This window comes from Paenibacillus sp. FSL R7-0198 (assembly GCF_038000415.1).
Classification (GTDB): Bacteria; Bacillota; Bacilli; order Paenibacillales; family Paenibacillaceae; genus Paenibacillus.
Window position 1 is genome coordinate 6001439 of sequence record NZ_JBBOCB010000001.1, and the last position, 23344, is coordinate 6024782.

Consider the following 23344-nt stretch of genomic DNA (forward strand, 5'->3'; position numbering starts at 1 on the left):
TCATAAGGAAGAAAATAGAAAAAATATGTTGAACTAAAAGGGCGGGAATCCATAATCCATGAATTTGATCCGTTCACTTCGTTTTAAATTTATAGTGGGTCTTACATTGATCATGCTGCCATTATTCATGCTGCTTTATTACAACAACGTCTACGCCATGAAAGTTGTACGTGACAAAGTATCCCTCACCAATATGAATCATCTCGCCAAGAGTGTGGAGCAAAACGAACGTGTATTACAGGAGACAAATCGGTATTTGTATAGTCTGGGCGAGCGGGACCCGGATATTATCTCTCTGTTTTTTCTGAAATACGGCAGCGGTGATTATATCATTGCAAAGCAACGGATTATGAACAAATTCATGACAGATATCGGTTTTTATAATCTAATCGATTCTTTTTTTCTATATGATGCCGTGAATGATGATCTGCTGCTCGCCACTTCGGGCAATTATGATGTCAAAAAGTCGGTTGTGCAGGAGAGTATGCCAGTCCAGATGCAGCAACTCGAAGGGGATATCCAGAAGCCGGAATGGAGCATCGTGCGTGGCGGGACGTGGAATGCGCTGGTGAAAACGGTGCGAATCAACCAGCAGTTCTATGCAGGTGCACTTGTTGATATGAATGCACTGAATCATACACAACAATTCACTGAATCCGGAGATCGGGGAGGCGCAGTCATTGTTGGAACAGACGGTGGGGCGCTATCAGATTCCACATTGAATACTGCACAGATTCAACTGGCTGCAGCGCATCTTCCCGGCCTGAAGAATCCGTATCAGGTTATCTCTGAAGTTGTGAACAAGGGAGAAGCACGTCAATATTTGATGTTGGGTATTGCCTCGGCCATGTCCGAGATGAATTATATCGTGCTGCTGCCTGAGGAAGACATGATGCGTAACCTCCCGTTTTTCCAGCAGATCATTCGTCTGCTTCCCATTGGTGCGGCAGTAATTCTGGTTACTGCACTGATCTTTTTAAGGCATCTGTTATTCCGCCCGATGAATGCGTTAATCCGAGGCATGAGAAGGGTCAGCCGTGGAGATCTCGATGTGAAGCTGGACCCGCCATCTTCTTCGGAGCTTGAATTTATGACACGAAGTTTCAATCAAATGACCAGTGAGATCAGGCATCTGAAGATTGATGTGTATGAGGAACAACTGCGGACGCGGGAGGCAGAGTTCAAACAACTACAGATGCAAATTAATCCTCACTTTTACCTGAATTCACTCAATATTATTCATAGTCTGGCTTCCTTGCAAAAACATGAGTTGGTACAGCAGATGGCTGGTCATCTGGCCGATTATTTTCGATTCAGTCTGCGTGCAGGCAAACGTGTTATTCGTCTGGATGAAGAGCTCGAGCACATTCGTCATTACTTGGAAATTCAAAAGCTGAGGTTTCCAAGCAGATTCGATTTTGAACTGGATGTTGAGTCGAATCTGGGACATTATGTGATTCCGCCATTAACCATTCAGCCTTTTGTGGAGAATGCCATTATTCATGGATTTCAGCGCCGGACACAAGCCTTTGTCATTCGGATCGTGGCGCGCCTCGGTGAGAAGTCGTCCGGTCAGGACGATGGGACGGTGCTTCAACTGATGATTGTGGACAATGGTGTCGGATTTGAAGAGGAATTGTTGGGGCGTCTGCAACATGGACAATACGCTGAAGACCCGAGTGGACAGCATATCGGTATATGGAACGTGGCTCATCGGCTTTTAGTGAAGTATGGTGATCAAGCCAGTTTGCAGTTTGGCAATGAGGTGGATCATGGGGCCAAAGTCATCATTGATTTACCCGCTCAGACCGAAGAGGAAGAAGGGGGAGCCTATGCGGAACCTGTTGATCGTGGATGATGAAGTGTATGCATTACAAGCAATGGTGGAAGGCGTCGATTGGCAAGCAGCAGGCATTGACCAGGTATACAGTGCTGGTGATGCCGAAGAGGCAAGAAAGATTTTAAAGGCTAATGCTATTGATATCATGATCTGTGATATCGAGATGCCTGGTGAAACAGGGCTTGACCTGCAAAGTTGGGTGTTAAAACATGATCCAGGCATACTGACCATTTTCCTGACAGGGCATGCTTTATTCGATTATGCTCAGACAGCCATTAAGCTAAGCAGCTTTGATTATGTGTTGAAGCCGGCTCCAGCGGATCAATTGATTAAGGTAGTAACTCAGGCAGTGGAGAAGATCAAGGATGGAGAGCAGCGTACCCGTACCAACGAAGTTTATGAGACCGTATACAAACGCTGGAAAACCCATAAACCGCTACTGACGGAACGCTTCTGGAAGGATGCCATCTCTCAGCGTATCACGTTAACCGAACAACGGTTGCAAGAGCTCGCAGAACTGTATGGTGCCGAGATTGATCCGCAGGCTCGTGTGTTACCCATTGTGATCTCGGTGGAGGAATGGGTGCGTGATTTTGATTTGCGTGACGAAGAGGTATTGGAATATGCCCTTCGTAATGCAGCCAAAGAGATGCTGCTAGGCGACAAGCCCGGTGAGGTGTTCCAGGATCAAAGTGGATTAAATATTGTGCTTGCTTACGAGCAAGATGGCATCATTCCGAGTGCGAGCGAAGTGGCACAACGTTGTCAGGGGTATATCCAGGAATGTGGTACGTATTTCTACTGTCGGTTGTCCTGTTATGTTGGTGCCCCGGTTGCTGTAACTGAGTTGCAAGGCATGTTAAATGAACTGATGGATATGGAACGGCGCAATATTAAGGAGCTTGAAGAAGTTTTTGTCTATGATGAGCGGGGAAGAGATCAGGAAGATCGCTTTTTGCCTATTCCATGGTTTTCGGAATTATCCATTCTTTTTGAGACGGGTAAAGTGGGGGATTTGCGAGAACGTGTGGATGAGATTTTTGAGTTGCTTGCTGCACAGGAGGGTTTGTCTCCTGAAATGCTTCATCTCTACTATCATGCCATGCTGCATGTGGTCTATCCGTTGCTTCATCAGAAAAACGTATCAATACGCAGTCTTTATCCGGGTGAACGGGAGCCGGAAGAGGGTATGGTGACAAGGTCGTTGCCGCAGTTGAAGCAGTGGACGTCGGATCTGATTGATCGTGTTATCCCAGTATTATATCCGGACGATCATAGCCCCATGACCATTGTGGATCAGTTGTGCGTTTATATTGAAACTCATATTGGTGAAGAACTTATGCGAGAGGAGCTTGCAGCTTTTGCCGGATTCAATCCCGCTTATCTATCACGTCTGTTTCGGAAAGAGAAGGGGATGTCCCTATCTGAGTTTATCCTGCAGGGCAGAGTAGCCAAAGCGAAGACATTGTTGTCCCAGTCCACCGTTAAAGTGACGGATATCGCTGGCAAGGTGGGGTACTACAATTACTCGCATTTCACCAAAATGTTCAAAAAGTGCACGGGTATAACGCCACAGGAGTTCCGAAAACAGTCACGTACCGTATAGTTCAGGGCGCAGCATGCTGCGCCTTTTGTTTTGTTTAATTTGGCACTAAAGTCATAATTTGATAAGTCAACAGGTCACCACAGCAGATAGAGGTCTTACTCGCCCCGCCGTATACTTGAACCACAGGAGCCGCAACGGAGCTTCATCCTGAGGAAGAATTCAAGAGGAGTGAGGGAGAACAAGTTATGAAGACACAACCCCAGGCGGGTAAGGGAGTACGGATATCGGATATACCGGGAGAAACAGTCCGAAAGCGCAAGTCTGTGTGGCACAATCTTGGCAAATTCAAGGTGCTGTATCTCATGTTCTTGCCAGGTGTCCTGTTTCTGCTGGTGAACAACTACATGCCGATGTTCGGCGTTCTGATCGCATTCAAAAATGTAAACTATGCTGATGGTATTTGGGGTAGCCCATGGAGTGGATGGGACAATTTTAAATATTTGTTCTCAACCAGTGATGCATGGGAAATTACCCGAAATACACTCGCGTATAACACGGTGTTCATTGCACTGAATCTCTTTGTAGGTGTCGGGCTTGCTATTCTGCTCAATGAAGTGAAGAACAAGGCGATGTCCAAGTTATATCAATCACTTATGTTATTACCGTATTTCCTGTCCATGATTGTGGTCAGTTATCTGGTACTGGCTTTCCTGGGCAAGGATTCAGGCTTCATGAACTCAACGATTCTGCAGATGTTCGGCGGTCAGCCGATCGACTGGTATTCAGAGCCGAAGTATTGGCCGTATATTTTGCCACTGGTGAACACATGGAAAAATATTGGATATTATGCCGTCATTTATCTGGCAGCTGTCGTGGGTATCGATGAAGAATATTATGAAGCAGCTGTGCTCGATGGAGCAACCAAGTGGCATCAGATACGCTTCATTACCATTCCGTTTCTCGTCCCATTAATCGTCATTATGACGTTATTGCAAATTGGCCGTATATTCTATGCAGACTTCAGTCTGTTCTATCAGGTTCCATTGGAATCGGGAGCGCTGTTCCCTGTAACGAATGTACTGGATACCTACGTATATCGTACGTTCCTTATCGGTGGAGATATCGGGATGTCATCAGCAGCCGGTCTATACCAAGCAATCGTTGGATTTGTGCTGGTTCTTGTATCCAATACCATCGTAAGGCGAATAGATAAAGATAATGCATTATTTTGAGAGGAGGCAAGTCAGCTGTGAAATCACGTGATCCACTAGCCGTATCGAAGCGTTCCGCATCCGTTATTCATGCGATGTTTCTGTTCTATGCCATTGCCTGTATCGTGCCGATCCTGCTTGTCTTCGCCATCTCATTTTCGGACGAGACAACAGTCATTGCCAATGGATATAAGCTTATTCCAGAGAAGTTCAGCCTGACGGCTTATGAGTTTCTGTTCAGAGATATGGATCAGATCATTCACTCGTATGGTATATCCTTTATTGTTACTGTTGTAGGTACCATTACAAGTGTTGCGCTGACCGCATTGTACGCGTATCCGCTCTCACGGAGAGATTTGCCTTACCGGGGCTGGTTCGCCTTTTTCATCTTCTTCACAATGTTGTTCAATGGGGGTCTGGTACCTTGGTACCTGGTCTATGTCAACGTATTGGATCTGAAAAACTCCATACTGGCGCTCATTATGCCGCTATTGCTATCCCCATTCTTTGTACTGGTCATGCGTACATTCTTCGCGAACTCCATTCCGGTGTCCATTCTGGAATCGGCTCGGATTGATGGTGCGGGAGAATTGAGAACGTTTGCACGTATCGTGCTTCCGCTCTCTCTTCCCGTAATGGCAACCGTCGCGTTGTTCAGTACACTGAATTACTGGAATGACTGGTACCTTAGCATGATTTTTATATCAGATAACCGGACGATCAGCCTTCAGTACCTTATGTACCGGACGCTGCTCGATATTCAATATTTAACAACCAACTCCAACGTCTCTTCACAGATTTCGTCGCAGGGTGGATTGCTGAATCTGCCTAACAAAACTCTGCAAATGGCGATGGCTGTAGTCGGTATTGGTCCAATTGTACTGGCATATCCGTTCTTCCAGCGTTATTTCATCAAAGGTCTTACGGTTGGCGCTGTGAAGGGATAACTCTGAACCGGTTAGCGGAGTGGGCAAGGTAAATGAAGATGGACTGAAAGGGCATATACAGAAGTAGTTATCGGTTTATTTGTGAATTGGGGAATTCGGTTGTATGGTTCAACACATGACAGGAGGGGTTCAATTGGTTAGATCATTAAAGGTATGGTCACGCATGATGGCAACGGTTATGGCGCTGAGCCTGGTGCTGGCAGCTTGCTCATCAGACAAGGGTGGAACGACAACACCTGCCGCAGAAGGCGGAGGAGCAAGTGAAGGTGGGGGCAAACCCTATGAAGTGACACTGTTCTACCCAGGGACACCACAGAAGGATGTCGCTCTGGTGGAAGCCGAGATTAACAAAAAGATGGAACCAAAGATCGGAGCCACGCTTAAGATCAATGCAATTGACTGGGGACAGTGGGATAACAAGCTGAATCTCATGATTTCTTCAGGTGAAAAATCAGACATTATCTTCACAGCAGCTTGGCAGAACTACACGGTGAATGTAGCTAAAGGCGCATTCTTGCCCTTGAATGATCTGCTTGATGCACATGGTCAGGATATTAAGAAAAACCTGGATCCTGCCTTTCTGGAAGGTTCCCAGGTGGACGGCGTGAATTACGGGGTTCCTACGAATAAGGAACTCGCTGCCACACGTGGTGTGTTGGTACGTAAAGATCTGGCTGACAAGTATAAGCTGGACCTGACAGCCGTAAAAACTTGGGCTGATCTGGAGCCACTGCTCAAAACAATCAAGGAAAACGAGCCAGCCATTACACCATTCTATATGTCCAATACCAACGGTAACGGGCTGTTGGAGAATCTGGATTGGGATTATCTCGGTGATGCTTCCGTACCTGGGGTCATCTCCAAAACAGCAGGCGGAACAACGGTGCTGAATGAAGTGGAGACCCCTGAATTCAAAGAAGCGGCTGAACTCGCTCGCAAGTGGTATCAAGCGGGATACATCAACAGTGATGCTGCTACTTCCAATGTGTTCCCGAAAGACCAGGCGAAGGCTGGAAAAGCGTTTCTCTGGACAGATGGCATGAAGCCAGGCAAGGATAAAGAAGAAGAAGGGTATGTGGGTTTCCCACTCACTCAGATTGAGATGACACAGCCGACAATCACGACGGGTGATGCGTCTGGAGCGATGCTTGCAATCTCCCGTTCCTCCGAGCAACCGGAGAAAGCGATGCAGGTCATTAACCTGCTGCATTCCGACAAGGAAATTAACAACTTGCTGAACTTCGGAATTGAAGGTACTCATTATGTGAAAAAAGACGGACAGGATAATATCATTACTCTCCCTGAAGGCGTTGATGCCAACAGTCGTACCTATAACCCAGGTGCCCAATGGCAGCTTGGTAACCAGTTCCTGAACTTCCTATGGGATAATGAAGATCCGCAGAAGTGGGAAAAGTTCAAAGAATTTAACGCCAAAGGTGTGAAGTCTCCAGCACTGGGCTTTACATTCAACAGTCAATCTGTCAAAAATGAAATTGCTGCGGTCAACAACGTGAACAAACAGTTCAAGCCGGGTATGACATCGGGCGCCGTTGATCCAAATGAGATGATTCCGAAATATCTCGAGAAATTGAAAGCAGCAGGAATTGATAAAATTATTGCAGCCAAACAGGAACAACTTGATGCATTCCTTGCCCAGAAGTAAATGATTATCAGCTATGATAGAGAGACTTGTGTTCTACAAGCTCTTATCGGTGGCAAATAGGGAGGACGTTTTCGGTGAACAACCGAAGGCGTTCTTTTTTTATTGTTGTTTTTTTGATTTGGATTGTTAATCATAAATAGGAAAAATATGATATAATAAGGTGGTTGATTAGGGGGTGTTCGTGTGTCGAGAACCAGACTTGTGTTCTCAGGGGCTTTATTGCTATTTGCTATCATCTTTACATTTAACCATCACCTTGGTTTTTCTGTTGGAGATACCATGCTGTCAGCAATAGGTATATCACCGTATACTACGTCTTATTTAAGTGGTGTACATATCACACTTTTCCTGGGGATGGGAATCTTCGCTTGCGGCTTCTACCTTACACGCAAAGAAATCGGGAAATCGTTCCCCGGTCTTGCAAAAGGGTTATGGATCGTAGTTATCGCTATCGTTCTCAGTTATTCGTACATGACGGATAAATTCATGTATGTAGCCAAGTGGGGAGCTTCAGGCATTAATGCGGTATCCTATGTACAGAATGCAAGCTCTTGTACCTTTAACGTGCTGAAAACGGGTGAGACCCGAGCAACATGTGACCTGACACTCAAAAATTACGGCAGAGATTCCGTATCCGCCGTGTTATTGCCTGATCTCGCACGCAGTTATAAGTTTAAGGACGATCCACTATTGGAAGCCTTGCAGTCTGTCCAATTAAGGCCCGTACATGTTGAGATTGAACGCCATGGAACGTTTACAGGCAAGTTGGAGTTTTACGGGAAAGCGGAATCCCCTCTGTTCGTCAATGGGAAACTTATGGATATTGTACTGGATGTAGGCGTGGATGGAGCGAATACGGTATTTGATTATGATATTCCATAGTTGATATTTTCATAGAAAAAAGAATAATTACATAAACAGAAGTGGAATAAGGTTTGAGTTGAATAGAACGATTTAAGATATATAATGAAATTAGATAGAGAGCTGGCTAATCGCCGGCTCTTTTTGTGCGTGGAAGTTGCATTTAGTGCAGAAATATTGGTTTTGTCTCCTTCCCCCTTGAATTGGTAACGCTTACGCTAGATAATGAATCGGTTTGTCTCAAAAAAATAGTTTGTCTTTAGCGCTTACATCATTACAATTAATGTCACGACAAATTAAGACAAGGTGAGATGAAAAGATGTCATATCGGACAAACCTGTTTTCCAAAATGGTCATTCTTATTCTGATTATGCTGATTCCTGTAGTACTTCTGTACTGGTACTCCAATCACAAAACAACAGCTGTTCTCAGAGATGAGTTGAATCGATCGAATAGTAACCAGCTTGAATTTTTCCAAAATCAAGTGAACACACACATTGAACTGTTATCCTCATGGCCGAATCTGCTCATACATGATCCTGATATTGCCAGCTTCAAGCGAATCTATGCGGACAGTAACTACTTTGATCTGGATGCGATCAACCTGGTCAAACGTATTCAGAATAAGCTAAGTATTCAGGAAAGCTCATCCAATTGGGCCACAAAGTTATATCTGTACTCTCCTTCGCTGGGAAGGGTGGTTTCCGAAAGGGACGCACGTTCTTACGATAAACAAGCGCTAAGGCAGAATATCAGTTCCGGCTGGGATGTACGCAAAATTCAGGATGGGGAAGATGATCGGTTCATGTTTAGCTGGATTACGGTATCTCCGTACGGCATTAAAGACCCGGCTAATAATGCGGAAACGATTATTAAACTGGAATTTGATAGTGATAACATTCGGGATATGCTCGACAAATTCAAGGACGATGGCAGGCATGATCCCTTCTATTTCCGAGAAGAGTCGGGGGTTATCTATAACCGGACTTCAGATCGTTCATTAACGAATCAGTTGATGGAAGAACTGTCCGTCCATAAACTTCAGGACGTTGATAATCGTACAGTAGTGATCGGGAACGAGCCTTACATGGTCAATACCGTGAAATCCAGTACAACAGGCTGGTATTTGGTGGACTACATGCCCCTGTCAGATATTCTGAAGCCCATTCATCAATCCAATATGCTGTTTTATTCTTCCATGATTTGTTTGTTGTTAATGAGTTTTGGTGTGGCGTATTTGTTCTATGTACAGGTGCAGGTACCAGTAAAACAACTCATTCGCGGATTCCAGCGGTTGAAGCAGGAAGATTATTCCGTGAGAATTAAGCCAAAGGGCCGCAATGAATTCAGTTTCCTGTCCGAACGTTTCAACTTGATGGTGGAGCAGATCCAGCAGTTATTTGAACACGTTTATCTGGAACAGATTCATGTGCGTGAAGCCCGGTTGAAGCAGCTGCAATCGCAGATTAACCCGCACTTTTTCTATAATTGTTTCTCCTTCATTACAAGTATGGCGAAGCTGAAGCGCATGGACGCGGTTGTAGCGATGTCGCATAACCTATCACGATATTATCGGTATACGACAAGACAGGAGCGGGACGTGGTACCGTTGACGGAAGAGATTGAATTTGTCAGCTGTTATCTGGAGATCCAACGGATGCGTATGGATCGGATTCATTACAAGATTGATCTGTCTGATGAGATGTTAAGACAGGAGGTACCGCCACTTATCGTGCAACCACTAGTGGAGAATGCGGTGATTCATGGTATCGAAGCGGACGCGGAAGCCGGAGAAATAAGAGTATCCGGGGAAAAACAGGGCGGTGTCATGGTTCTTGTGGTTGAAGATGATGGGCAAGGCATGACACAGGAGGCACGTGAGACGCTTCTGAATAAGCTTAGGGGAACGATGGATCAGGAGATGGGCTGTGGCCTGTGGAATGTGAATCAGAGACTCCAGCTTCGATATGGGGAGCAGGCAGGGCTTGATATAACGGAATCGGAACTTGGTGGATTACGCGTTACGCTGTCGTGGCCTGCCGAGCAGCAGTTTCTTCTGGAGAATGAAGGATAAGCACTTGGAACGTGTAGCGCATGATGAACGATGGAATCCATTTGCAGAATGAACGAAATAGGGAGTGAATCACTTGATTGATATATTACTGGTAGATGATGAGACATACGTAACAGAAAGTCTGGAACTTACAATCCCCTGGGGAGAGCTTGGAGTAACGACTGTGCTTCGTGCCGCTTCGGGTAAAGAAGCACTGGAAATTATGGAGGAAAATGCAGTGGATATCGTGGTGACCGATATTCGCATGCCTGGCATGTCCGGACTGGATCTGATTGCAGAGGTAAGCAAACGTTGGTCCCACATTCGCTGTATCTTGCTGACGGGTCACAGTGATTTTACTTATGCGAAGAAAGCGATTCAATTGCAGGCGGCGGATTATATCCTGAAACCTGTAAACGATGATGAATTTATGAGTTCCGTGTCGGCAGCTATCACATCTCTTCGCGATGAGTGGGATGAATTCGATAAATATCACCGGCTCTTGTACAGTCGGAAGTCTGACTATAAAATTTTACGGGAAAATCTTATGCATGATCTGCTGCTGGGGCGTGAGATCACGGCGCGGGCACTTCGGGAACAACTGCAACAATATGAGATTCATATTGACCCGGAACAATCGGCTGTGATGATGCTGATTCGCCTTACAGGACGCTTCTCATCAATGGACCAGCAGTCTCTGGATCTGATGGATTTTGCGGTAGGTAATATTGCAGAGGAAGTACTCGGAGAGCAATTTAACGTGTGGTTTGGTCGCGGACCGCATGAGTGTCTGGTAATGTTTTTGCAGAATCAAGAACAGATCGAAGCTCCGCAAATGAACTTGGAGACGTTGAGAATCTCAGCTGAAACTTTCCGTGAACATGTTATTCGATATTTGCAGGGAGACCTGTCCATGGTAGTTACACCGTCATTTCCCTTTAATGAATTGACAGTAGCTTATCGAAAAAGTCTGGGTTCGCTTGTCCTTTCAGGACCGGAAGAACACAAGATTACTTATATGGACATGGATCAGGCACTCAGCAAAAGACCGGAGAATGATGCAACGCAGGCGCTCGAAGAGCTGTACAAACCGCCTGTACTTCCTCAATTGCTTGAGACCAAGCAATGGGAAGCGGCAGCGCTTAAGCTGAACGCGGTCTTTGACGCGGCAGAACAGGTTCGATTGTCCAGAGAACACGTGTATGAGATGTATCTGTCGGTAACCAATGCATTTATGTATATCGCCCATAAACAGGGGCATCTGGTGCATGAGATTGATCATGCGGGATTCGATCTGCTCCTTGCTCATCAGTTGATTCAATCCCCCGAGAAGCTGCGGCGCTGGGCAACCGAGATGCTGGCGAAGCTTCAGGAAGAGTTGTCCGATCAGGAAGGTGTGCAGAGCCGCAGACATGTGATCAAGCAGGTTCAGGAGTTGGTTACAAGAGATACAGGACAGGATCTGTCAGTGAAGATGATTGCGGACAAGGTATATTTACACCCCGTATATCTATCGAAAATTTACAAGGCAGAGACAGGGGAAGGTCTTGGGGACTACATGATTCGTATGCGCATGGAGCGTGCTCTGTATCTGCTTAAGAATAGCAATAAAAAAATATACGAGATTACGAGTGAACTTGGCTATCAAAATCCGCAATATTTCAGCAAAATGTTCAAAAAACATTATGGCATGACACCAAATGAATTTCGGGATCAGGCATAATTACAACAACATTCCAGAATATAGGTTGGCAAAGGTGCAGAAATCTTGATTTCGTATCATAGGCTCAAAGGCCTGGTCAGCCTATAATGAAAGGGTAACCAAAACGATTTAAGGGGGAACAACATGAGAGCGCAATCAACGAAAAAGAGATTCTTGACGCTTCTCGCTACAACGCTGAGTCTAACTGTCGTTCTTGCAGGATGTTCAGGAGGCAGTGGGGGCGGAGATAGTGCAACACCAAGTACATCTGGAACCCAAAACGAATACAAAGAAAAGTATGATCCGGAAGTAACCATTACAACAGCATGGGGAATCGATCCTGAGCTGAAGTTTAAAAATGGCGAATCCATGGAAAATAACGTGGCAACCAAGTGGGCCAAGGAAAAATTCGGGATTAATGTCAGCGCGCTCTGGTCAGTAACAGACACAAACAGTGCGTTTGCAACTAAACTTCGTCTGGCTATGTCCTCTGGACAGGAAATGCCGGATATCGTGACGATTGGTAGTGCGGACAATCTCGTTGCTCAAGACTTGATCGACTCTGGTATGTACGAAGAAGTCGGTCCACTGTTCGACAAATATGCTTCAGACACATGGAAAAAAGCGATGGAGCAAGATCCTAACGTTTGGAACCAATATAGTCGTGATGGCAAAAGAATGGGTATCCCTGTTCTGGACTACGCATACAACAATGATTACTTGCTCTGGATTCGCCAGGATTGGCTGGACAAGCTGAATCTGAAAGCACCAAAAACAATCGATGAGCTGGAAACCGTTATGGAAGCATTCAAAAACAATAACCCGGACGGCTTGGCTCCTGATAAAGTCACTCCGCTCAGCGTTGGTTTCAAAACATCCATGAACACATGGATGGGAGATGTATCCTGGATCTTTGGTGCATATGGCACCTTACCTCAACAATGGAATCTGGCTTCAGATGGCAAGCTCGAGTATGGCTCCATTAATCCAGGCATGAAGCAAGGTCTGACCAAATTGAGCGAATGGCTCAAAAAAGGATATATCCCGCAGGAAGCAGCTCTATGGGATGAGAACAAAACAGCAGAGCCAGCAGTTGCAGGAACTGCCGGCATTATTCCAGGACCTTACTGGATGAGTGGGTGGCCACTTCTTGATACAGTGAAAAATGTACCGAGTGCGGTATGGAAACCGATTGAAATTCCTACCGGTCCTGAAGGCAAAGCGATGCGTCACGGAACACAGTTCGTTAATGGTGTTACATTGATCAAAAAAGATATGGCACACCCAGAAGCATTCTTTACGTACCAGAACTACCTGTTTGACAATTATGCAGACCCGGCACCAGGCAGCCCTTATGATAACGGTTTGTTTGCAGGTTATGACTATCAATTGGATGCAAATGGAAAACAAATGCCGATTGACCAAATCGAAGGCGGATACGTGAACGTTGTACGTTATTTGCTTGTTCGCGACGGTGCTCGTATTCCAGATGCCCAGATGAAAGCACTTCTGAACTTAGCGGACGGCAAAGAGCCTGAAACGAAGCTTGAAAAAGATGTTGCTGTCAATTACGGTAAAGAAACTCCAGCAGCAGCGAAAGTGTTGTTAAGCCAAGAAGAAATTTCCTTCAAAAACATGTTCACAGGTCCGACAACACAGACAATGAAATCCAAGTTGGACTATCTGAACAAAATTGAGAATCAGGCATTTAACGAAATTATCTATGGCAAAAATCCGGCTGATGCGTTTGATACCTTTGTACAAACGTGGAAATCGGGTGGCGGTGACCAAATCACCCAAGAGGTCAATGAATGGTATGACAGTGTGAAAAAATAGTTTTAAGTAGCGCTCAGACGACTAACGTCTGAGCGCTTTTTTGTGTTTATTCAAGCTGAGGCAAAGTGGTTGAATTTGTGCCATTTATATTGCTTTTATGTGCTGTTTGGACCCCGTAAAAGGTTGATATAATCGCATTATAAGCCACTCAGGGAGTACTTGAGTAGGAAGAAATACAGGGGGAGCAATCATGAGAACTTTGAAACGCACTTGGCCATTCCACGTTATGCTGTTGCCAGCCATTATCTTTCTGATTATCTTCAGTTATGTGCCTATGGGCGGGATCATTATGGCATTCCAGAACTACAAGCCATGGCTTGGGATTAGCGGTTCTGAATGGGTTGGACTGGACAATTTTAGATATCTGTTTGAACGTGAAGACAGCTTACAGGTCATCTGGAACACATTGATTATTGCTGTACTTAAACTGATTTTTAATTTATTTGTTCCATTTGTTTTTGCCATTCTTTTGAATGAGGTTCGCAAGATGGCTATACAGCGAACGATTCAAACACTTGTCTATTTACCTCACTTCTTGTCCTGGGTCATTCTGGGCGGGATTTTGATAGATCTGTTGTCAACAGGCGGCTTGGTTAACCGGGTTCTGGGAACCTTTGGACTCGGGCCATATTTCTTCCTAGGAGACAACAGTTGGTTCCGATCTACGGTCATTCTAACAGATGTGTGGAAAGAATTTGGCTATAACATGATTGTCTTTCTGGCTGCCCTTGCCGGAATTAATCCAGCATTGTACGAAGCAGCGGAAATTGACGGAGCAGGACGCTGGAAACAGACACTGCACATTACAATCCCTTCGCTTGTGCCGATGCTGATGGTTGTAGGAACACTGGCACTTGGTAACGTACTGAATGCCGGATTTGACCAGATATTCAACTTGTATAACCCGCTCGTATATCAAACGGGTGACATCATTGATACATTCGTATATCGTTCCGCAATGCAGAATGGTGAGATGGGCTTTGCAACCGCGATCGGATTATTCAAATCGGTCATTAGTATGATCTTGATTCTTGTATCGTACAGCTTAGCCAAAAAATACGCTGGATATCGCATATTCTAAACGAATGAACAGAGAAAGAAGGGACCACGATGTATCATAAATCATTGCCTTATCGCGTGTTTAATATAGTCAATACCTGCTTTCTGATTTTAATCGCCATTATGTGTATCATACCGATGGTTCATGTCCTGGCTGTATCCTTTAGTACGAAGGCAGCTGCCGACGCCAATCTGGTCAATCTCTGGCCCGTAGGATTTTCACTTGAGGCTTACAAAAAAACGATGAACAATCCAATTTTCTTGAACTCGCTCTGGATCTCACTTCTACGTACGGTAATTGGTACAGCTATTACCTTGCTAATTACGTTCCTGGCGGCGTATCCGTTGTCCAAAGAAAATAGTGAATTCAAAGGCAGAACGATCTACTCCTGGATTTTTGTATTCAGTATGATTTTCAACGGGGGACTGGTGCCGTTCTACATGGTTATCCAGAAGATCGGGTTGATGGATTCCTTCTGGGTACTGGTACTCCCTGGGGCAGTTAACACATTCCTTGTCATTCTGATGCTGAACTTCTTCCGCGGTATTCCAAAAGAGCTGGAGGAAGCGGCACTGATGGATGGAGCTAACCATTTCAGAACATTGTTCAGTATCTTCCTTCCCATCTCGATGCCGTCCATTGCAACAATTGCATTGTTCAGTATGGTGTTCCACTGGAATTCCTGGTTTGATGGATTGCTCTACATGAATAACGCCAAGGATTACCCACTTGCTACATTTATGCAAACGGTCATTATTGGACGTGATATGAGTAGCATGAGCATGAATCCAAAAGAAATGGAAGCTCTCTCTCAAACGACGGTAAGGGCAGCTCAGATCTTCATCGGAAGTGCACCGATCTTGATTGTGTATCCTTTCCTGCAACGTTTCTTTGTCAAAGGTATGACGTTGGGCTCAGTTAAAGGCTGAGCCTGTACCCCAAATTAATGGAGGTTGATACAGTGAGCAACTTGACGGAAAAGACATTCATTCTGGGAATGGATGTGTCTTTTATGGATGAAATCGAACAGCATGGCGGGAGCTATAGTGATGTGGATGGCAAGGAACAAGACTTGCTGTCCATCCTGAAGATTAATGACGCTAACGCGATACGACTTCGAATCTGGAATGATCCTGTTGGTGGATTCTGCAATCTGGAGCGGACGGTGGAGGTAGCCAAACGGATCAAGGAACAGGGCTTGAAATTTTTGCTTGATTTCCATTATTCTGATCGCTGGGCTGACCCAGCCAATCAATGGAAGCCGAAAGCATGGGAGAATCTGTCCTATGAAGAGCTTCAACGTGCGGTATGCATGTATACGGCTGACGTTCTGAGAACGTTGAAGGAACACGATGCGCTTCCAGACATGGTGCAGGTGGGCAACGAGATTACACCGGGCATGTTATGGAATGAGGGACGTGTCGGTGGAGAAGAGCATGATACGGATGAACAGTGGGAGCGCTTTGCAGGCCTTGTGAAGTACGGAATTGCTGCGGTCAAATCCGTTGACGCGGATATTCAGATTATGATACATATTGACCGTGGTGGAGATAACGCCGAGAGCCGCAAGTTTTACGATCGCTTTGAAGCACTGGGTGTGGAGTTTGATATCATTGGTCTCTCGTATTATCCTTGGTGGCATGGCACACTCGACGCGTTACGTGACAATCTTCATGATCTGGCTGAGCGTTATGGCAAACCGATCAATGTAGTTGAAACCGCTTATCCATGGACGCTGGAGCAGCCGGAAGGCATTGAATGGATTTTGAATCAGGAAGATATGTTGTTACCAGGATACCCTGCAAGTGTAGAGGGACAGACCAAATATCTGAAGGATCTATTGCAGATTATTCGCGAAGTTCCTGGTGGTTTGGGGCATGGATTCTATTATTGGGAACCTGCCTGGATACCAAGTAAAGAAGAATGGTCCGTCGGTCATCCGAATAACTGGGGCAACCTCACCATGTTTGATTTTAAAGGTCGCAAGTTGGAATCGTTTACAGCACTCGCTACTGCAGAAGAATCAGATGTCGTGACATACGTGTAATCTAGCGTAATACGTATCTTCTGTGAAATCGTTGTTATCGTATATAAACTAAAAACAGTAATTAATTAATGCAAGGGAGTTGTCCTTATGACATACAAATTTCCACCTGTAAGTTCCAAAGCCCCGCACATGTTGCATGGCGCAGACTATAACCCGGAGCAATGGCTCCGCTATCCTGAAGTTCTGGAAGAAGATATTCGTTTGATGAAGCTTGCCAAGTGTAACGTGATGTCCATTGGTATCTTCTCGTGGGTATCCCTTGAGCCGGAAGAGGGCGTATACACGTTTGAATGGCTGGATCAGGTGTTGGATCGTTTCGCAGCAAACGGCATCTATGCATTCCTGGCTACACCAAGTGGTGCCAGACCTGCCTGGATGTCCGCAAAGTACCCGGAAGTGCTCCGCGTATCCGAGAAGCGTGTCCGCAATCTGCACGGTTTCCGTCACAACCATTGTTATACTTCCCCGGTATACCGTGAGAAGGTTACTGCGATCAACACAAGACTGGCGGAACGTTATTCGGATCATCCGGCTGTAATCGGCTGGCATATCTCGAACGAGTTCGGCGGAGACTGTCATTGTGATTATTGTCAGGAAGCATTCCGTGGTTGGGTTCAGAAGAAGTATCAAACACTTGATGAACTGAATCATTCCTGGTGGACGACATTCTGGAGCCATACGGTTACAGACTGGAGTCAAGTGGAATCTCCGGCTCCACACGGTGAGACACAGGTACACGCGATGAATCTGGACTGGCGCCGTTTCGTTACGGATCAGACAGCTGATTTTATCGTGCATGAAACGAAACCGTTGAAAGCTCAGAATCCTGATCTGCCAGTCACAACAAACCTGATGGAATTTTATGGTGGCCTGAACTATTGGAAGTTCGCTGATATTCTGGATTTCCTCTCTTGGGACAGTTATCCGACTTGGCACGATGCAGATGACGACGCGAAACAGGCATCCCGTATCGCCATGATGCATGATATCGTTCGTTCCATCAAAGGCGGTCTGCCGTTCTTGCTGATGGAGAGCACTCCAAGTTCTACGAATTGGCAAGATGTCAGCAAGCTGAAAAAACCTGGCATGCATTTGCTCTCTTCTCTCCAGGCTGTGGCACACGGCTCCGATAGTGTTCAATACTTCCAGTGGAGAAAAAGCCGGGGGTCCAGTGAGAAACTTCATGGTGCGGTGGTAGACCACGTAGGAACGGAACACACTCGAGTGTTCCAAGATGTCACTGATGTAGGAACGGCTCTTCAAGGCATGGAAGCCATTGTAGGAACAGCGGTTCCGGCAGAAGTTGCAATCATATTTGATTGGGAAAATCGCTGGGCCGTTAATGATTCCCAGGGTCCACGTAATATTGGTGTGAAGTATGAGCAGACCGTGGAAGAGCATTACGAAGCGTTTTGGAAAAAGGGAGTTGCTGTAGACGTTATTGATATGGATGCAGATCTGTCCAAGTACAAGCTGCTGATTGCTCCAATGCTCTATCTGGTACGTGAAGGTGTCGGGGAACGCATTGAGAAGTTTGTAGAACAAGGCGGTACGTTTGTAGCAACTTACTGGTCTGGTATTGTTAACGAAAACGATCTGTGTTTCCTCGGTGGATTCCCAGGCCCGCTGCGTAAGACACTTGGCATCTGGTCCGAGGAAATTGACGGATTGCATGATCGTGATCTGAACGGAATCATTCCGGAGAAGGGCAATGAGCTTCAGCTCAATACAGCGTATGATGCAATTGAACTGTGTGATCTGATTCATCTGGAAGGCGCGAAGTCCCTGGCTACGTACCGTTCTGACTTCTATGCTGGACGCCCTGCATTGACGGTTAACCAGTTGGGTTCAGGGAAAGCATATTATGTAGCGACACGTCTGAAAGCACCATTCTATGATGATTTCTATGCGAAACTAATCGCTGACCTGAACATTGAGCGTGGACTTGAAACAGAGCTGCCTGCCGGAACAACGGCACATACGCGTACAGATGGTACAGCTGATTATGTGTTTGTACAGAACTACACACCAGATGAGAAGTTGGTAGAATTAGATGGACAGTCCTACACTGATCTGCTCAGTGGTGATGCTGTGGAATCAAGTCTCAGCTTGAAGCCATATGACATTTGTGTTCTGCGCAGACCTGCTGCCCGGAAATAATATAGGTTCATCCTTACTTTATAAACGGAGTGAAGATACTAAAAAAGTGCCCTGAACGCCTGATATTGGTGTTCAGGGCATCTTTTTTATTTTATGCATTTGGCTGTTGAATGACTTTTTCTGGACAAGATAAAGGATAAACGTGTCCGCGCAGCGAAGACAAACACGTAACATGTAACTCAAGACTTTCAGTCTGGGAGGAATGGAAATGAATCAAAGAAATTTGGATGGTAACAGCATTATTATTCGACTGGAAATGACAACTAAGGATATCAAGTTTGGCGAAGTGGCTTCGGCCATCTCGGAAGCTGGGGGAGACATCATTGCCATCGACGTGATTTCCACCAATCAGGATGTAAGCGTGCGCGACTTGACGGTCGCCGTTACAGATGCGCAAGATAACAGTAAAATTATAGAAGGGGTGCGCCAGCTTAAAGGTGTGTCCATTATTAACGTATCGGATCGGACGTTCCTGCTTCATCTGGGCGGTAAGATCGAAGTAACACCAAAGACCCCGATTCAAAACCGGGAAGATCTGTCACGTGTGTACACTCCGGATGTGGCACGTGTATGTTCAGCCATTTCAGAAGAACCTGGCAAAGCCTTCTCATTGACAATAAAACGGAATACAGTGGCCGTCATATCTGATGGCAGTGCAGTACTTGGACTTGGTAATATTGGGCCTCGTGCAGCGATGCCTGTCATGGAAGGTAAAGCGATGTTATTCAAACAATTTGCAGGTGTGGATGCTTTCCCAATCTGCCTGGACACACAGGATACCGAGGAAATCATACGTACTGTGAAAGCGATATCACCTGGTTTTGGCGGCATTAATCTGGAGGATATCTCGTCACCACGTTGTTTTGAAATTGAACGTCGTCTGAATGAGGAATTGGACATTCCTGTATTTCATGATGACCAGCATGGCACAGCCGTTGTGTTATATGCCGGTCTGATCAATGCGCTCAAACTGGTGGGCAAGTCCATTGAAGATGTGAAGATTGTGGTCTGTGGTATCGGTGCAGCAGGTGTAGCATGCAGCAATATATTATTGTCTGCGGGAGCCAGCCGGCTTATAGGTGTCGATCGTGAGGGTGCAATTGTGCGGACACAAACCTATGAGAATGAAGTCTGGAGTGACTATGCAGCTCGTACTAATCCCGAACTGGAGACTGGCTCGCTGCGTGATGTTATTCGTGGAGCCGATGTGTTCATTGGCCTGTCCCGCGGGAATCTGTTAACTCGCGAAGATGTGCAGACCATGGCAGAAGATCCAATCGTGTTTGCAATGGCAAACCCGGTACCTGAGATTATGCCTGCCTTGGTGGAAGATATTGTAGCGGTAATGGCAACAGGACGATCGGATTATCCGAATCAGATCAACAACGTGTTATGTTTCCCGGGCATCTTCCGGGCAGTTCTGGATTGCCGAGCCACCGAAATTAATGAAGAAATGAAGCTGGCAGCCGCTCAAGCGATTGCTTCGGCCATTACGGACGAAGAGCGTACACGTTATTACATTATTCCGAGTGTGTTCAATGATAAAGTGGTCAAATCGATGCGCAGTCGCGTGATTGAAGCAGCTATTAAGACGGGTGTAGCTCGGCGTATTCCGCGTGAACAGGCCCGTGAAGGCGGGGAATCGTAAGATGTCAGAGAACCCTCTTCAACCTGGTGGGAATCTGCAGGAATTAGGGCACATGCATAACATAGATGGAATAACGGCAGGAGAGGCTATTCTGCGTGCCGCCCGATCCTTTGTTCAAGGGGACTCATCCAAGCATAGTGATGGTCATGACTGGCCGCACATTGAACGGGTAACCGCACTTTCAGTTGAACTCGCTCACCGCATGGGTGCAGATCCATTTGTCTGCGAACTGGCCGCATTATTACATGATGTACCGGATGAGAAGCTGAATGAGAGCTTGGAAGCCGGGATGGCAAAACTGAATAACTGGCTGGATACCCAACCTCTTGACCCGGATATGCGTAATAAGGTCGTGGGTATTATTAGCACCATCTCATATGCGGGAGGCCAGCGTCCTGCGGTCCGTTCGCTTGAAGCACAGGTTGTTCAGGATGCGGATCGACTGGATGCACTGGGTGCGATTGGGATCGCGCGAACCTTTGCCTTTTCAGGCGCCAGAGGGCGCGAGATGTACGATCCGTCCCTTCCCCCACGGGAGCAGATGACCCGTGAGGAATATCGCAATGGGCGCAGCACAACGATAAATCACTTTTACGAGAAGTTGTTCAAGCTCAAGGATCTGATGAATACCTCCTATGGCAAGGAGCTGGCGGAACAGCGTCATGATTATATGGTGCAGTTTGTGGACCAGTTCAAAAGGGAATGGGAGGGCACGGACCGTTAGGCAGGCATAATAAGCATGAGCATTCCACAGAGGTATCATAAATAACAGAGGCGAATCTTTGAAGTGGCGAAAATCCATTTTGAAGATTTGCTTCTTTTTGGGTTAATAATGTGTATTAACATACATAAAGGAATCAATTTCATAATACCTCTGACTTATGACATGGCAACGAAAGACCTTACATGGTACAATAAATCGTTCTCCTGAATGAATTCAGGCAAAAAAAGAAATATGGGGTAATAATGAACATGATTATCAAATGTAAAATTTCAGGTTCGGTAAAGAGGAGGGGTCACCACCATGTCGTTTGGTGCACGTGTACTTAAGACGGGGATCGCGGTCACGCTTGCCTTGTACCTAAGCAGCCTGTTCTTGAACCCGCAATCTCCCGTGCCTGCCGCAATCGCGGCTATATTCGCCATGCAGCCTTCCATCTATCGTTCCTGGAAATACTTCCTGGATCAATTGCAAACGACCACGCTGGGAGCTATTGTCGCTCTGGTGGGGGGCATGGTGTTGTCCAATGAGCCAATCGCCGTTGGATTAATTATTGTACTTGTCATCATGATTTGTCTTAAATTGAATATGGGTGAGACGGTTGGCCTTACACTTGTCACGGTTGTATCCATTATGGAAGCATCGGGTGACTGGCATTTTGCACTCAATCGTTTTCTGTTGACACTGGTTGGTATTGTATCGGCGTTTCTCATCAACATTACGGTATTTCCTCCTAAACCGAAGGTTCAGTTCGTGAAGCAGATCCATAGTGTATTCAGTGGTATGTCGTTGCTTCTGCGAACTTCGATCTCGGATGAGATCAAGGAAGTTGTATTCCGGGAGGAGAAAAGCAACCTGGGCGGTTCCATTAAGTCTCTGTCCGACAAGTATAACTTGTTCGAAGAGGAACAGAAAAAGATGAAACGTTCGAAATTCAGCGAAACTCGGCAGATGGTGGTCTACAAACAAATGCTGCTGAGTTTGCAAAAAGGGTATGAGGTGCTGGATTCGGTGGAACGCCACTATTTCCAGGCACCGCGGACAACGGCCATGGATCAGTTTTTTGACTCACATCTTGAACTGGTTATCAAATTCCATGAGCATGCACTGCTCAAGTTCGAGGATAAGCTGAAACCTAATGGGGAAGAGGCCGCACAGTTTGTATTGGATAATGACCATTTCATGGAGCAGACGATCACCCAGTTTGATATCGACAAGGAAGGGATGTTACGATTGTCGATCGTGGCTGCTGCGATTTATGATTACGGATATCAGTTGGAACGTCTAAATCGACTTGCCGAACATGTGCATAGCGCCAGTGAAGACAAAGAATCACAGGACAAAATTTTGAATTGGCTTAAGTGGCCTTAGGCATGATTCGTAATCAAAAGTAGACTTTTTGAACAACCTCTAAGTGCGAATTGCATACACGCTTCGCGATCATATACAATGGAACTACAACATTGCCCGGACCGTCGCGTCCGGGTTGTTTTGTCATACATACGGCTGAAGGGCATGAATGAATATTAACGAACCGAGGGATAGAGACATGATTATTGAGGAATTAGACGCTGAACTAATGGAATGGTTGAGTGGGACAAATCTGGAGCATAAACAGCATGAAGCCATGCAACTGCTAACCGTATCTGAGGATCAATGGCCGCATCAGGCGATGATCAGTATGGGGGAAGTGATTGCGATCAATCCGCATCAGCTTAGACTTGCTTTATGGCAAGGTACACAGACCAGTATGAACATGAGCAAAACAGGCAAGGCTACCTTGATTGCGGTTCAAGGACAGCGATTGTTGCATATCCGTATAGAAGTAGAACAGCTGCCTGAGATGAAGGGGGCTGTTCATCCGAGGGATCGTTTTGAAGCAAAAGTGCTCCATGTACGTGTGGATCACGCGCCATATGCGGAGATCACTTCAGGAATAACCTTTCAATTAAAAGATGAACGTGGAGCGATTACACGCTGGAAAGAGACAATTGAAGAATTACGAAAGTAGGCATGAGGAGCTGTATCAGTTGAGGACCCGGTGATTGG

Annotated in this window: 17 protein-coding genes; all 17 read left to right on the forward strand. The window is 45.9% G+C overall.

Translation table 11 applies throughout. The features are described from left to right. Positions 1-58: 58 nt before the first annotated feature. The 17 genes from MKY87_RS26385 to MKY87_RS26465 all read left to right on the forward strand — a co-directional run bounded on the left by MKY87_RS26385 (position 59) and on the right by MKY87_RS26465 (position 23306). Positions 59-1858, forward strand: coding sequence for a sensor histidine kinase (locus MKY87_RS26385; protein ID WP_340966831.1), 1800 nt, complete (start codon positions 59-61; stop codon positions 1856-1858). Further along, a complete protein-coding gene (locus MKY87_RS26390) occupies positions 1833-3446 on the forward strand; it encodes a response regulator transcription factor (RefSeq protein WP_338593710.1) in 1614 nt (537 codons plus the stop codon). Before MKY87_RS26385 ends, MKY87_RS26390 begins: the two co-directional genes overlap by 26 nt. A gap of 185 nt (positions 3447-3631) precedes the next feature. After that, positions 3632-4618 carry an ABC transporter permease gene (locus tag MKY87_RS26395; RefSeq protein ID WP_338593711.1) on the forward strand — a complete coding sequence of 329 codons (987 nt, stop codon included), beginning with the start codon at positions 3632-3634 and terminating at the stop codon, positions 4616-4618. Positions 4619-4635: 17 nt separating this feature from the next. Next, positions 4636-5544, forward strand: coding sequence for a carbohydrate ABC transporter permease (locus MKY87_RS26400; protein ID WP_338593712.1), 909 nt, complete (start codon positions 4636-4638; stop codon positions 5542-5544). A 133-nt stretch (positions 5545-5677) separates the two neighbouring features. Further along, the gene (locus MKY87_RS26405; RefSeq protein WP_340908318.1) at positions 5678-7207 is read left to right on the forward strand and encodes an ABC transporter substrate-binding protein; all 1530 of its coding nucleotides are present in this window, start codon (positions 5678-5680) and stop codon (positions 7205-7207) included. Between the two features lie 183 nt (positions 7208-7390). After that, positions 7391-8089 carry a hypothetical protein gene (locus tag MKY87_RS26410; RefSeq protein WP_338593714.1) on the forward strand — a complete coding sequence of 233 codons (699 nt, stop codon included), beginning with the start codon at positions 7391-7393 and terminating at the stop codon, positions 8087-8089. A gap of 298 nt (positions 8090-8387) precedes the next feature. Next, entirely contained in the window at positions 8388-10142 is a 1755-nt protein-coding gene (locus tag MKY87_RS26415; RefSeq protein WP_338593716.1) for a sensor histidine kinase, read from the forward strand. A 73-nt stretch (positions 10143-10215) separates the two neighbouring features. Then, positions 10216-11844: a response regulator gene (locus tag MKY87_RS26420; protein ID WP_340966834.1), complete on the forward strand. Its 1629-nt coding sequence runs from the start codon at positions 10216-10218 to the stop codon at positions 11842-11844. Positions 11845-11967: 123 nt separating this feature from the next. Beyond that, on the forward strand, positions 11968-13659 hold the full coding sequence (locus tag MKY87_RS26425; protein ID WP_340966836.1) for a sugar ABC transporter: 1692 nt from the start codon (positions 11968-11970) through the stop codon (positions 13657-13659). 190 nt (positions 13660-13849) lie between these two features. Then, complete coding sequence (locus MKY87_RS26430) at positions 13850-14740, forward strand: ABC transporter permease (RefSeq protein WP_074094500.1); 891 nt, start codon at positions 13850-13852, stop codon at positions 14738-14740. A 29-nt stretch (positions 14741-14769) separates the two neighbouring features. After that, positions 14770-15648 (forward strand): carbohydrate ABC transporter permease, encoded by an 879-nt coding sequence (locus tag MKY87_RS26435; protein ID WP_091032085.1) that lies wholly within the window; start codon positions 14770-14772, stop codon positions 15646-15648. A 32-nt stretch (positions 15649-15680) separates the two neighbouring features. After that, positions 15681-16766: a glycoside hydrolase family 53 protein gene (locus MKY87_RS26440; RefSeq protein ID WP_310334245.1), complete on the forward strand. Its 1086-nt coding sequence runs from the start codon at positions 15681-15683 to the stop codon at positions 16764-16766. A gap of 87 nt (positions 16767-16853) precedes the next feature. Further along, on the forward strand, positions 16854-18926 hold the full coding sequence (locus tag MKY87_RS26445; RefSeq protein ID WP_340966839.1) for a beta-galactosidase: 2073 nt from the start codon (positions 16854-16856) through the stop codon (positions 18924-18926). Positions 18927-19134: 208 nt separating this feature from the next. Then, a complete protein-coding gene (locus MKY87_RS26450) occupies positions 19135-20574 on the forward strand; it encodes an NAD-dependent malic enzyme (protein WP_124113995.1) in 1440 nt (479 codons plus the stop codon). 52 nt (positions 20575-20626) lie between these two features. Further along, positions 20627-21298: an HD domain-containing protein gene (locus MKY87_RS26455; protein WP_340966841.1), complete on the forward strand. Its 672-nt coding sequence runs from the start codon at positions 20627-20629 to the stop codon at positions 21296-21298. 300 nt (positions 21299-21598) lie between these two features. Next, positions 21599-22666, forward strand: coding sequence for an FUSC family protein (locus MKY87_RS26460; RefSeq protein ID WP_338593726.1), 1068 nt, complete (start codon positions 21599-21601; stop codon positions 22664-22666). A 178-nt stretch (positions 22667-22844) separates the two neighbouring features. Then, positions 22845-23306, forward strand: a complete 462-nt coding sequence (locus tag MKY87_RS26465) for a pyridoxamine 5'-phosphate oxidase family protein (RefSeq protein WP_340966842.1) — start codon at positions 22845-22847, stop codon at positions 23304-23306. Positions 23307-23344: the final 38 nt, after the last annotated feature.

Excerpts from the sequence above, each read along its gene's own strand:
- MKY87_RS26455 (WP_340966841.1), top strand. The coding sequence starts at position 20,627 with ATGCATAACATAGATGGAATAACGGCAGGAGAGGCTATTCTGCGTGCC.
- MKY87_RS26415 (WP_338593716.1), top strand. The coding sequence starts at position 8,388 with ATGTCATATCGGACAAACCTGTTTTCCAAAATGGTCATTCTTATTCTG.
- MKY87_RS26430 (WP_074094500.1), top strand. The coding sequence starts at position 13,850 with ATGAGAACTTTGAAACGCACTTGGCCATTCCACGTTATGCTGTTGCCA.
- MKY87_RS26445 (WP_340966839.1), top strand. The coding sequence starts at position 16,854 with ATGACATACAAATTTCCACCTGTAAGTTCCAAAGCCCCGCACATGTTG.
- MKY87_RS26385 (WP_340966831.1), top strand. The coding sequence starts at position 59 with ATGAATTTGATCCGTTCACTTCGTTTTAAATTTATAGTGGGTCTTACA.
- MKY87_RS26425 (WP_340966836.1), top strand. The coding sequence starts at position 11,968 with ATGAGAGCGCAATCAACGAAAAAGAGATTCTTGACGCTTCTCGCTACA.
- MKY87_RS26465 (WP_340966842.1), top strand. The coding sequence starts at position 22,845 with ATGATTATTGAGGAATTAGACGCTGAACTAATGGAATGGTTGAGTGGG.
- MKY87_RS26435 (WP_091032085.1), top strand. The coding sequence starts at position 14,770 with ATGTATCATAAATCATTGCCTTATCGCGTGTTTAATATAGTCAATACC.
- MKY87_RS26450 (WP_124113995.1), top strand. The coding sequence starts at position 19,135 with ATGAATCAAAGAAATTTGGATGGTAACAGCATTATTATTCGACTGGAA.
- MKY87_RS26390 (WP_338593710.1), top strand. The coding sequence starts at position 1,833 with ATGCGGAACCTGTTGATCGTGGATGATGAAGTGTATGCATTACAAGCA.
- MKY87_RS26395 (WP_338593711.1), top strand. The coding sequence starts at position 3,632 with ATGAAGACACAACCCCAGGCGGGTAAGGGAGTACGGATATCGGATATA.
- MKY87_RS26460 (WP_338593726.1), top strand. The coding sequence starts at position 21,599 with ATGTCGTTTGGTGCACGTGTACTTAAGACGGGGATCGCGGTCACGCTT.